Raw genomic sequence first — 13,478 nt, 5'->3', positions numbered from 1 at the left:
GTTATTTCCAGCCGATCTTCAACGCCGTCAATAGGCGACCGCATCTTGCACACGGGTTTGCGGATGTTCCGTGCTCTCCACTTCTGGAAGACATTGGATTCCGAACATTGACCGTCTCCATTACTCCGCCTACGATGGCTCCTGGCCCCTCCCGCTTGTACGCCTGAATCAGACAGCCGACCTCAGCGCAGCCTCCATGGTGACCGGCCGCTTCAATCGCCGCCTGCAGCTCGGGCATTCCCTGGATTTCAGAGCTTGTGCCGTGGCGATTAGTGCTGTAGTAGGTCTCCCCAGAGGGTGAAGTGTACTCCGAGGCGAACTTCGTTCCCCCAACCTCGCGCTGACTATCAGCGAAGTCCTGGAGGTCGCAGCTACCACCCGAATTGTGGGTGAGGAAGTCGGTGTCGGCGGTCGCTACCGAGAAGGTGTGGTCTTCGGCGACCGTGAGGTTGTAGACGGTGGTGAAGGCGGCGTGGACTTCGAGGGCGGTGATCTGGGTCCAGGTTCCTGCGCTGGTGCGGAGGAATTGGCCGGACTTGAGGTCGACCGCGTCGGTCCAAGTGCCTGGCAGCCCTTCAGGGCCGGTGGTGGTGAGGTCGGCCTGGTCGGCCGTCCAGATCGGGTGGCCGTCGGTGGCGGTGACCGTGTCGTCCGCGGTGCCGTCGCCGTCAGTGTCGACGCTGATGTCCACCAGGATGCGGGCGCCCGTGCCCTCGATGCCGGTGGCGACCTCGCGGGCGACGGTCTCTCCGGTCTCCTCGTTGGTGGCGAGGACCTCGTCGCCGGGTTCGACCTCGCTGATGGGCTTGGTCGAGCCGTCCGCCATCACGACTCTTGTCGACGCGGTGAAGGAGTTGCCGATGCTGCACGAGGGCGCATCGCTCGTGCCTCCGGCCTCCAGGCGCTTCTTGGCGCGTTCGGTCGCCTCGGCCATCGCGTCGTCGTAGCGCTTCATGGTGTCGCGCGCCCAGGAGAGCTTCTCCTGGAAGTTCGTGACCGCCTTGTAGATCTTCTTGGCGGCCTTGAAGAGCTTGCCCGCGAGTTTCGCGACCTTCGCCCACGGGATCAGGTCCATGAGCAGGGACGCGCAGGACATCATGTCCCCCGCGCCGACGCACGACATGATGTCGTTAACGCCGATGAGGTCCAAGAGGATCTCGGCGCCCACGTCGATGACGACGTCGACGATCGACGTGTTCATGATGTCCTGGGCGGCCCGTGTGTCCTCGAGGAGGTCCTCGTCGATGTCGCGCTCGGCGTCGGCCTTGGCCCGGGTGTTGTCGTTGACCGACCCGGTGCCCTTGCCGGCGCCGCAGGCGGCGGAAGTGCCCGCGTAAGTCTTGCAGTCCTCTCGGTTGCGGACGGTGCCGTCCCCATTGTGGTACGAGCAGTCGCCGTCGATGCAGGAGCCGCCGTTGGTGTACCCGGGCGTCAGGCCCGTCGGGTCGGAGAACGACACCGGCGAGTGGTTGGCGTACGAGTAGCCGCCCATCTGCTGCGAGTCGGTCGGGTTCAAGACCGGGTCGGCGGATATGAACCTGCCTAGGAGCGGGTCGTACTCCCTGGCGCCCAGATGAGTCAGCCCGGACGGGTCCTTCGTGCCCCCGAGGTAGCCGTGCTCGTCGACCCAGGTCGTGGCCGGGGTGCCCCGCTCGTTGCCGTAGATGTCGAAGTAGCGCACCTGCACGGTGTGGGACTCGGAGTCGACGGTGGCCGTCGAGGTGCCCTGATGGTCGGCCGACAGCCAGGAAAGGGCGTCGTCGTTGGTCCGGATCGCGACCTGCTGCCCGCCATGCGAGTAGTACCGCGAGGCGGAGATCGATCCGTCGGCGGCCTGGACGACCTCCATGCCCGGCAGGAACACCGTCATGGTGCCGTCGGGGTCGGTCCGGGAGATGCGTCCGCCGTCGGCGGTGTAGTCGTAGTCGGTGACGTCGCCGCCGGTGGTGGTCGACTCCAGCTCGCCCTCGGGCGACCAGGCGAGCGTCTGCGCGACGCCGTTCTCGTCGGGACGAGAGGTCGTGTTGCCGGTCTCGTCATAGGCGTACGAGAGCGTCTTCGTGCCGGTGGGATCGGTGATGGTCGCGGTGGTGACCGTGTGCGGCTGGTCCGGGTCGTACGTGTACCCGATCGTCTCGCCCGCGAGGTGGTCGACCTGGCTGGCGCGGTTGCCGTCATCGTCGAAGGTCCAGGACTGCCAGTATTCGGCAGCGCCGCCGACATCGGTCGCGCTCGCGGGCTCGGCGTCACAGGCGGCCGGGGTGGCGCCGGTCCAGGCGTCGGTGATGCGCTTCAGGTAGTCGTAGGCGAAGCACTGAGTGTCGGCGCCCAGGTCGGACTGGTTGTCGATCGAGGTGATCAGGCCGCCGTCGGTGTACTCGTACGCGATGTCCGAGACCATGTGGTCCGGACCGGTCGAGATCTCGAATGACGAGCCGGTCAGTCGGCGGGTGCCGTCCTCGTACGAGAACGCCTGCCAGGCCACCGGCGCCTCGGCGACGTTCGGGCCGTCGGGGTCCATCGTCAGCTGGGCGATCTCAGCGAACTTCGTGTAGGTCGAGTCGGAGACGTACCACTGCCGCGGCGAATAGGTGGTCTGCGGCAGACCGAGGTCGGAGTAGGTGGTGACGACCTCCTCGGCGGCGAGCCCACCGGCTGGCGGGTACGTCACCTGGGCGACGGAGCCGTCCCGGTTGTAGGTGTACCGGAAGTCGAAGGAGCGGTCGAGCCCGCCGAAGTCGCCGTCGAGCGTGTAGCGGACGCCAACCGGCCGGCTCGCGGCGTCGTAGCCGAGCACGCGGGTCTTGTAGAGGTTGCCGTCCTCGTCCCAGGAAGAGGTCGTGGCGGGCAGCCCGTCTCCGAAGAGGTCGTACTCGTACGCCTCGAGGAGGTCGCCGTCGACGAAGTCGTCCTTGATCACGTAGATGACGCGGCCGAGTTCGTCGTACTCGTACCAGATGCTCTGCTCGCGCTGATCGGTCACCGACTCGACCAGGCCGTTGTCGTAATAGGTGGTCTCGGTGCGCCCGGTGTCCGGGTCCTCGACTGCGGTCTGGCGGCCGAGGAGGTCGTACTCGTACGTCCACTCGCTGCCGCCGGGGTCGGTCATCGACACCAGCCGGTCGGCGTGGTCGTACTCGTAGAAGATCGAGTCGTAGGCTCCGTCGGGGTCGGCCGTCTCCAGGTTGCGCACCTCGACGGTGTTGCCGCCCTCGTCGACCACCGAGGTCGCGCCGCGACCGTCCGGGTCGATGACGCTGACTTCCTCGCCGTCGTAGATCGTCGTAGTGCGGTACTGCTCGATGCCGTGCGAGAGGAACACCTCGGCCGTCACGCGCCCGGCCGTGTCGTACTCGTACGCGGTCATCCCCGGGATGTCGTTGTCCGAGGCTTCGAACTGGTCGGTCGAGGGCGGGTCCTCGTTGTAGTAGGCGCCGTACTGCTTGTGGACGAGCCCGTGGGTGTCGTAGACGGTGTCGGTGATGATGCGCCCGCCGTCGGGGGCGGGAATCTGGGTCTGGCGCGAGCGCATCAGGCCGTCGAAGAGCTCGATCGTGGTGGTGTACGTGTTGTTTGCGTTGACGCCGCGCGTGATCGTGGCCGAGGCCTCGTCGTCGCGGAGCAGGTACTCGAACTCCGCGGCGGCGTCGTACCCGTCGGCCCGGGTCCGGTCGGGGGTCCAGCCGGCGACGACGCGGCCGAGGGCGTCGTACTCCATCTCGGTCATGTTGGCATTGGCGTCGAACGCCTGGAGGACGTTGCCGCGCAGCGGATCCAGGACCTGCCTGCTCGTGTGGCCGAGCGCGTTGGTCGTCAGCACCTCGGTGACCGGACCGCCGGTCGTCGGCGTGTAGGCCGTCGTGGTGACGTTGCCGTCGACATCGGTCGAGGTGACACCGCGGCCGTAGTCGTCGACGGTGACGGATCCGGAGGTCAGGTACTGCACCGCGCCGTTCGCATACGACTTCGCACTCTCGGTCTTGGTGATATCGCCCTTTGTGGGGGCGGTCGTGTGCGTCGTGGCGTAGTCGTAGTAGACGCGCTCGTCGGAGATGAGGTCGTCGGGGTAGACAGGGGTCGCCGCGCAGGTGGTCGAGAGCGTCTCGGTCCGCACGGGCATGTTCACGATCCACTTGGTCGTGTTGCGCGCGTAAGTGATCTTGACGCAAGTCTCGTCCCCGGACACCCCCACCACGCCGGAGGACTCCGTCGAGACTGCCATGCCGTACGAGTCGTAGGTGGTCTTCGCCTCGACGGTCCGCCAGGTGCCGTCGGCGAGAATCGAAGAGGACTGGACGAGGCCGGTGCCCGTATGCCGAGCGTAGACGGTGCCCCAGTCGCGGACGCGGGTGGCGGTCGGGCCCGACCGCCACGGCGTGGTCACGGTCTTGGAGATCGCCTCGCCGTCGAGATAGGTCGTCTCGGTGCGGGGACGGCCGGCGAACTCGTCATGGTCGTCGATGCCGTCGACCTTGACGTCGGTGGTGCCGCCGCCGGGGAGCTTCTGGCCGTCGAGGCCGCGGAAGTAGCTGGTCTCGGTGACGGTCAGGTCGTCCGAGCCGTCACCGGTGATGGTCTTGACGGCGCTGTATCCGCGGTAGTCGGACCAGGTCTTGTAGTCGGGGTCGGTAAGGCCGTCGTCGTCGGCGAAGCGCCACGCGGGGGTGCCGACGTATTCGTACGAGGTGGTGACCGGCGGCGAGCCGCCGGTGGTGTCGATGTCCGCAATCTCGGTGACGACGTACTTGTGGTACCAGTCGTACTCGGTGACGCCGTCGTTGTCCTCGGCCAGCGTGGTGACCACCGGCATGCACAGCATGTCGTTGTCCTCAGGGCTGGAGGGCATGTCGCCGGTCTTGGCGTCGCAGTCGATGTCGGTGTAGTTGATCGTGGTGACGCCCCCGGTCCCATTGCGGATCGCTGAGATCCGGAACCAGTTCATGGGCGCCTTGGTGTCCAGGGTCTTCTGGACACGGTTGTAGAGCTGGATCCCGTCGAACGTGACGGCCGGCAGCGCGATGGGGTCGTCGCCGGCGAGACCGGTGCGGGTGATCCCGTCGAGCCACAGGCCCGCCCGGGTCGAGTCGCCTGGGTCGGGCCAGGATTGGGCGAGCGCCCACTTGTCGACGCCCTTCCATGTCCCGCCCGTGAAGACCTGCGTAGTGACCGAGGCCAGGCGCTGGTCGGTGAAGAACGTGGGCGAGTAGATGCCCTCGCAGTCGGCGGCGGTGCCGTCGCAGTACTGGTCGAGGGGGACGTCGGGCCAGTTCTCGGGGTGGTCGTAGTCGCAGGTCGCCCCCACGAGGCACCGGTCGGCGAGATCGAACACGACGCGGTTGGTCGCCTGGGCATAGGCGTCCGCGCTGCGGAGGCCGTAGTCGATGCGGCTCAGGTTCGCGCCGCGATCGTACTCGACCGGGTCGTCCTCGTCGAGGTTGCGCAGGTAGTGGTTCGCTTCGCCGTCGTAGAAGTACGCCATGGCGTTGCCATGGGTGTCCACGACCCAGTCGAGGCGCCAGCGCCATGCCTGCTGGCACGATGAGTCCTCGAAGGCGGTGGCGTGGCACGGCTCGTCGTCGTGGTTGCCGAAGACGGGGACGGTGGAGGTTGACTCGGTCTCGGCGTCGCCGGTGCCGTAGCCGGGCAGGCGGTTGAGGCCGAAGAAGTACTGGACGCCGGCACCGGTGGTGACCTTCCAGTACTCGCCGTCGTCGTCGCCGTTGTTCGCGCCGGAGAGCTTCTCGACCTTCGAGGCGTCGTCGTTCTTGATCTTCCAGGTGCCGGTGGCGTCGTCGCGTATGAGTTCGCCGCCCGAGCCGTTGAGCGAGAGCACGGCGTTGTCGGTGCGCCAGCACTGGTCGCCGCCGGTCTCGGCCTCGGGCGGGTTGTTGGCGCCGTCCTCGTCGTCCATCTGGCAGGCGGTGTAGTTCCGCTCGATGTAGCCGGGGTCGAACGAGAAGCCCTCGCCGATCGTGGACGGCTGGTTGTTGGTGGACTCGTTGCGTCCGTCCACTGCGGAGGACGAGTACGCGAAGGCGATGGAGGGGTCGAGGCCGCCCGCGGAGGACGGGGTGTCGATGGGGTAGGACCAGGCGAAGTCGCCGGTCGGGTTGCCCGCGGACCAGGTCGAGGACGGGGCGAGGCTGGTCGCGGCGAAGGTCCCGTTGTCGCCGGAGGCGGAGGCGGCCAAGGTGACCGATGCGGATGCGGTGCCGGTCTGGGCGTGACCGGCGTCGTCCGCGGTCGTGGCGACGGGTGCATATCCGCCGCCGGAGCGGCCGGGAGTCAGGGGAATCTCCGCGGTGAGGGTGCCCTCGATCGCGTTGTGGACCGACGGGATCTCGGTGCCGTCGGCGGCATAGAGCTTGAGCCGGTCGTCCCAGTCGGCGCCGCCCGCGTTGCGGTAGGCGGCGTAGTCGAAGGTGACGGCGACGGCGCCGGCTTCATCGGAACCGTCGGTCCGCTCGATGTCCCAATGGAGGCCATCGGCTGCCGATGCCTCGCGGAGCGCGATCTCGACGCTTGCCGGGGCGTGCTCGCCGGTCGGTGAGAGCGAGACGCCCAATGACTCGATTGCAACCGATTCGCCGCTTCGAAGCTCTACTTCGGTCGAATCGAGATCGGGGAATGCGACGGCCTGATCGCCTTCGAGTGCGAGGCCCTGAGTGTCGTCTTCGGGCAGTTCGACGTCGTCCGGCACGAAGTCGGTTCCGGGGACTGAGGACTCCTGGTCGATCGCCTCAGGACGGTAGTCCGGTTCCCAGATGCCCACCCACATGAGGAACCCGGTGACGAGCGCGGCGATCGTGCCGAACACGATGCCGCGCTTGACCAGTGTCTTCGTCGAAGGACGCCACGGCATGTCCGTGAGGATCGCCGCCGGAAGGCGCGACTTGCGGGGCTCGTCGTGGGGCAGGGAGGGGGAGGGCGTGCGCGAGGCGTCGTCCACAGGGGGTCTCCAAGGGGTACATGAAGTTGTCTCGGCCGAGACTGTATCAGAGCGACTACGGAACATCAACGACTCTTGGGGCGCATCCTCAGATCTGCCCATTTGCCGGGACATCGTCTGTCCTTCGGCAACAGTCCTCTGGCATACTCTCGGCTGTCGTGTAGCGATCACCTCGCTGCACGCGACCCCACATCAACCGAATAGGGAGCACCCTTGGGACCCATACCCCCCAGGCCGAGGGCGATACGCATGGCGGCGCTGGCCGTCGGCACCGTCGCACTCTCGGCCCTCCTCACCCCGCCCCCCGTGTACGCGCAGGAGACCGATCCCCCGAACGAGGGCGTCCCCGCCGGCGAGGACACCTCCCCCACCGAGGTCGACACCGAGATCGAAGAGGCCGTGGACGAAGCGGCGGAGACCGGTGAGAACGTCGAGATCCAATCGCTTGCCACGCCCGAGTCCGAGGTCTTCGCCGCTCCCGACGGGACGTTCGTCGAGGAGATCGCGCTCGAGTCGTACCAGGCGCAGACCGACGACGGGCTCTGGGCGCCCATCGACAACACCCTGGTCGCCGGCGACGACGGCCGCCTCGAACCCCTGAACTCGGACCTCGGCCTCGAACTCTCACCAGGCGGCGACACCGAGCTCATCACCATCACGGACGTGCACGGCCGCAGCGTCTCCTACACCTGGGGATCGGCACTGCCCGCGCCGACGGTCGACGGCGACACCGCCACCTACGCCGAGGTCATTCCCGGTGTGGACCTGCGGATCAGGGCGACCAACACGGGATTCGCGAAGGTCTTCGAGGTGAAGGACGCCACCGCGGCGGCCTCCGCCGAGGTGGCGAGCATCGAACTCGGCCTGGAGCTGGACGGCTTCACCGCGGCGATCGGCGCGACCGGCGCGCTCGAGGTCAGCGATTACGAAGGGAACGTCGTCTACGGTGGCCCCACGCCGACCATGTGGGATTCGGCGGCCCCCGACGAGGAGGCGGGCGATGCCCCCTCCACCGACTGGTCGCCGTCCACGTACTCGATGTCGGCCCAAGTCGGCGCGGCGTACAGCGGCGGCGAGCTCACCCTGACGCCTGACGCGGCGATGCTGGCGGACCCGAACGCGGTGTACCCGATCAGGATTGACCCCGAGGTCGTCAAGATCGACTCCAGCGCTTGGGCGATGGTCTCGAACTACTCGAGCTACCGGAACCGCAGCTACTACAACGGCGGGTCTTTTGAGAAGGATCCCAACGGCACCGCGCGGCTCGGCCGCGCGCACAAGGCCGACGGTTCGATGGAGCAGACCTGGCGGCTGGCGTTCGAGTTCAGCACCTCGAAGTTCCGCGGCAAGGACATCATCGACGCCAACCTGCGCATGACGATGACGTACTCCTGGGTCCGGTCCTGCGACGGCCTCGACGTCACCGCCGACCTGTACGAGCTGGACGCGGGGAACCTGAAGAACTGGACGTGGAACGACCAGGGGAACTGGGGCACCAAGATCGCCTCGCGCGATGAAGGGGTGGCGTCCGGTTGCGGCGCACCGCGCCAGCTCTGGACGGACGTCACCGACTACGTCCAGGACGTCGCGGACACCAGTGACAGGAAGATCCAGTTCGGGCTCCAAGCCTCGTCCGAGTCCTGCCCGTCGTTCAACAACTGCCCCGGGTTCCGCCGCTTCGGGCCCGAGAAGGTGGGCGACGGGAACACGGGCTTCTACCTGAGTGTGAAATATAACACTCCCCCGAACAAGCCCGGCTCGTTCACGATCGACGGCCAGTCATGCACCTCCGGCAAGACCGTGAAGCTCGGGGCCGGCACGTCGTGGACCGTGACCGCGAAGCTCACAGACGACGACGGCGACAACATGGACGGCGTCCTGACCTGGAAGAACCTGGATACGAGCGCCGTGGAGTCGCGGAACTCGTCCGGAGCCGATAACGCGCGGGCGACCTGGACGCTGAAGGCGACGGACGTACCGGGTCAGCGGTACTCGTTCTCAGTTGCCGCCGAAGACAGCCGTGCCACGGGAGCGAGTGCCGGAGGATGCACGGTCCTCATCGACACGACGCCGCCCGCCGCCCCGACGGTGGTTTCGACCGACTATCCGTCGGACGGCGACATCCACGGCGCCGTCGGCATGACGGGACGATTCACAGTGGACTCGACGTCGACCGACACGGCCGGTTACTCATGGAGCCTGCAGGACGCCTACGGGGACAACACCGCACCGGTGTCGACTCCGGGGGCCGCGGCGACGATCGCGCTCGATCCGACCTCCAGCGGCCCGCAGAACCTCAGCGTGTGGGCCTACGACGGGCACGGCAACGTCTCTACCAAGACGACGTACACGTTCAGCGTCAACCCGAACGGCTCCCCGGTCGGGCACTGGAAGCTCGACGAGACCACGGGCACCACCGCGGCCGACACGAACTACCCGGATTTCCCGTCTGACGTGACCCGACCGCTCACCCTGACGGGCGGGGAATGGACCGGCGGGACGTCGGCCGACGCGGCCGACGACCACCTGCGGTACCTGACGCTCGACGGCGACGACCAGGCGGTCAGCTCCGCGCCGGTGGTGGCGACCAACGCCTCGTACACGGTCTCGGCGTGGGTCCGGATCCACCAGACCGACGTCGACTACACGATCGCGTCCCAGGACGGCATCGTGAACTCGGCGTTCATGCTGAAGTACGACGGGGAGAGCCACACGTTCCTCATCGTGGCCTCCAACCAGGACGCGAACTCTAGTGGCCTGCTCGCCGTCTCCGCGGGTTCGAACATCACCGCGGAGGCCGGCGTCTGGTACCACGTCACCGGCGTCTTCTCCTACGGCAGCCAGGAGCTCCAGCTCTACGTCGACGGCCAGCTCCAGAACACCGCGCCGTTCTCCGACGAATGGAACGCGACCGGCGCGTTCGCCGTCGGGCGCGATCTCTGGCAGGGCAAGCGCTCGACCTACTACGCGGGCGACGTCGACGACGTGAAGGTCTGGAACCGCGCCGTGCCGGCCGGTGAGATCCAGCGGCTCGGCCAGCACGCCGAGGGCATCTGGGACTTCGAGACCGTCGACCCCGCGTCCATCCCCGACCTCTCGGGGGCGGGCAACGAACTGTCGGCTGAGGGTCCGGTCGAACTGGTCGAAGGATTCGAGGGCATGGGCCTCAAGTTCAACGGCGTGGACGCGACCGCGGTCACGGACGCTGCCGTGCTCGACACGTCCCAGGACTTCACCATCGGGGTCTGGGTCCGCCTCGACCGCGACGGCGGGACCGTCAACGTGCTCAGCCAGGACGGCGTCAACACGGGCGCCTTCTACCTCGGCCACATGAGCTCCGGCGAGTGGGGCTTCCGCGCCCTCTCAGCGGACGCGGTGACCGGAGGCACCTGGAAGGAACTCTATTCGGATACTCCGGCGCAGGTCGGACAGTGGACGCACCTCGCGGTCACCTACGAGGCGTCGACCGGCACCGCGAGCCTCTATGTCAACGGCGAACCCGATTCGAGCGGGACCGGTTTCGCGCTGTGGGCCTCCGACGGCCCGCTCCGCGTCGGTTCGGTGCTGCACCGCGGCACCGTCGCCGACCACTGGCCCGGGGCTATCGACAGCGTGAACGTCAACTCCGGCGTGTTCGACGACCAGCAGATCAAGGCCCTCGCCGACGGCACCGTCCGCGAAGTCCACAGCCAACTGGTCACCGGCGACTTCAACGGCGACACGTTCGACGACGCGCTCGTCGTCGTCGAGTCACCGGACGGCGAAGGAGGCGTGTACTCCCAGATCTACCTGATGCGCAACGACGGCACCGGGAACCTCATCAGATCCGAAGAGCCGGTGTTCGAGTCCGACGCGCTCAACCTCGACGAGACGCTCCCGTGGCGGGCCGCCGACGTCGTCTGGCGCACGGGCGACGTGACGGGTGACGGCCGCGACGACCTCGTGGTCGCCGTCCCCAGCGACGACCACTTCGAGGTCTGGGCGATGCCCGCCTGCGGCAAGCGCGACCGCACCTGCATCAAGAGCGGCGCCCCGTTCGTGTACGACGTTGAGAAGCTCGAACTCCCCGCGGCCGACTGGGCACTCGCGGACACGCAGATCCAATTGGAAGACCTCTCCGGTGACCAGGCGGACGACCTCGTGCTCCTGCGCGGCGACGGGAACTCCTCCTATTCGATCTGGAGGGCGAAGTACGACATGAGCGAGCAGTCCTTCGACACGCCGATCCTCGCCGGGTCGGGGACCGGCAACTCCCGCCTGGTCGAGCTGGCGGTCGGCGACTTCGACAACGACTGGTGGGGCGACGTGGCCGAGATCCGCACTGGAGCGGACGGCAGCGCCGACGTCTACGTCAGGTACGGCTCCGCGACCGGACTCGGGACCGCTGAGTACAAACTGGACACGCCGAACAACTGGGACACCGAGCGCGACCGCGTCACGGTGGCGGACGTCAACGGCGACGGCCGACCGGACCTGCTGGCGACCTACCGATTCAACAACCGCGTCCGCGTCAACGTGTCGCTCGCACTCTCGACGCAGCGAGGGTTTGCCACGCCGGCGGCGTGGGAGTACTCCGACCGATGCACGGGATGCGCAACGGACCTGACCCCGTGGGCGCTCACCGACCTCGCGGGCGGCGACCTCGACGGCGACGGCAGGGAGGACCTGCTGACGCTTCGCGGCGGCACCGACGGGGATCTGGGAGCACTGTGGACCAGGCACTCGGCGGGCAGCGGTTTCTACGAAGCAGAGCCCACCTGGGCCGATGCGGACACCTGCTTCGGAGTCGAGGACGACGTCAACGGGGACGGGTACGCCGACGGGGTCATGCCCTACTCGTCGTACGACGCCGAGGGCCTCGCCGACTCCGGCGCGTTCTGGTTCTTCGACGGCGCCACCGGCTCCGTCAGCATCGTCACGGAGGAGACGCACGGCGCCGTCGGGACCACTGAGGCCGGCGACCTGTTCGGCCGCTCGGTCGCGCTCTACGACGCCGACGGCGACGGCTGCTCGGAGATCGTGGTCGGAGTGCCCGGTGAGGGCAGTTCGGCCGGATCGGTGATCGTCCTGCCGGGCAGGCCCGGCGGCATCGACGACGCGGCCGCGTACTGGTTCAGCCAGGCGTCGCCGGGCGTGCCGGGAGCGAGCGAGGCCGGTGACCGCTTCGGGTTCTCGCTCGCGGCCGCCAACCGCCCGGACGGTACCCCCGTCCTGATCGTCGGCATGCCCGGGGAGGACGTCCAGAACGACACCACCGGCGCATACCGCGACGGCGACACCCAGATCGCCGAAGTGGTCGACGCCGGGGCGCTGGTCTACTTCCAGGGGGATTCGAACGCATGGGTCGACACGAACACCTATGGGAGCTCCACCGCGGTCGAGGCGGGCGACAACTTCGGTTACTCGATCTCGGCGACGCCGATGAAGTTCGTGGTCGGCTCGCCGTTCGAGGACGGCACCGGCTCGCTCACCGACGCCGGCGGCATCTCGATGTTCACCCACTCGCGGTCGCCGGAAGGCTGGCCGAGCCTGGTCGGCTGGTACGACCAGTCCAACTCGGTCTTCGGCGGCAACGCGGCGGAAGCGGGCGACCGGACGGGATTCTCCGTGTCGGCGGTCGACTACTGGCCGGCCACGCTGGGCGTCGACGCCGTCAGGACCGCAGTCGCGATCAGCAGTCCGGGGGAGGACACCGGCGGCGTCACCGACGCGGGCCTGGTCAACCTGATGTACTTCGGCACTGACAACGTCGGTACCTCGATGCGCGGCTACCTCCAGGGCGACGCGCTCGGCGACACCGCCGAGGCGAGCGACCTCCTGGGCAACGCCGTCGCGCTGTACAACCTCGACCAGTCGGTGCAGGCGACGAACTCGACGCTCAGACTGGCGATCGCCTCGGCCGGCGAGGACCGATCCTCCCAAACGGACCAGGGCATCGTCCATGTCACCGGAGCGGCGGTGCCGACCGACGACATCGACACGATGATCACCGATCCGACGCCTACCGCCGGCGGGATGTTCGGTGCGGCGCTCGGAGGGAGTACCAGCGCGATCTACCTCGCGTCCGCCAGTGCCACACCGCTGAGCTGCATGACGTGGGTCTCGATTCCCAGCAACTCGCAGCAGACCGTGGTGGCGACGGCCGTGTAACCGATCCGAAGGGGCGGGGCCGTCGAACGCGATGCGTTCGGCGGCCCCGTCGGGTTCTACCGCCCCTTCCCCAATGTCAGACTGCGACGTGAACCCGCACGCGTTCGATGAGGTCCTCGCTGTCGAGGTCGCCCAGCGGGCGCCACTCGGCGGCGTGGACCTCCGCGGCGGCCGGGGTCAGGTCCGTGCCGGCGGCGCGGAACAGGTAGCGCACGTCGTAGTGGTCATGGGCCGCTTCGCCTTTGCGCGGGTTCGCCGGGATCGGGTGGACGTCGATGTGGATCGGCGCCGGGTCGAGGAGTTCGAGCGCGCCTAGCCCGGTCTCCTCGACCGCCTCGCGCCGGGCCGCGGCAGGAAGGGACTCGTCGCCGGGTTCGAG

General features: G+C 67.9%; 3 protein-coding genes. 1 reads left to right on the top strand and 2 read right to left on the bottom strand.

Annotated features, from left to right (window positions below; genetic code table 11):
• Nucleotide 1 precedes the first annotated feature (1 nt).
• Nucleotides 2-6,949: an RHS repeat-associated core domain-containing protein gene (locus tag WA640_RS05680; RefSeq protein ID WP_335986542.1), complete on the bottom strand. Its 6,948-nt coding sequence runs from the start codon at nt 6,947-6,949 to the stop codon at nt 2-4.
• A 249-nt stretch (nt 6,950-7,198) separates the two neighbouring features.
• Here WA640_RS05680 and WA640_RS05675 point away from each other — a divergent pair, with 249 nt between their 5' ends.
• Nucleotides 7,199-13,099, top strand: coding sequence for a LamG-like jellyroll fold domain-containing protein (locus WA640_RS05675; RefSeq protein WP_335986541.1), 5,901 nt, complete (start codon nt 7,199-7,201; stop codon nt 13,097-13,099).
• A 76-nt stretch (nt 13,100-13,175) separates the two neighbouring features.
• On the opposite strand, the gene WA640_RS05670 is transcribed toward WA640_RS05675, so the two are convergent.
• On the bottom strand, nt 13,176-13,478 hold a 303-nt coding region (locus tag WA640_RS05670; protein WP_335986540.1), incomplete at its 5' end, for an NUDIX domain-containing protein.

This window comes from Glycomyces sp. MUSA5-2 (assembly GCF_037034145.1).
GTDB lineage: Bacteria > Actinomycetota > Actinomycetes > Mycobacteriales > Micromonosporaceae > Glycomyces > Glycomyces artemisiae.
This window is presented reverse-complemented; position numbering and strand designations above follow the sequence as displayed.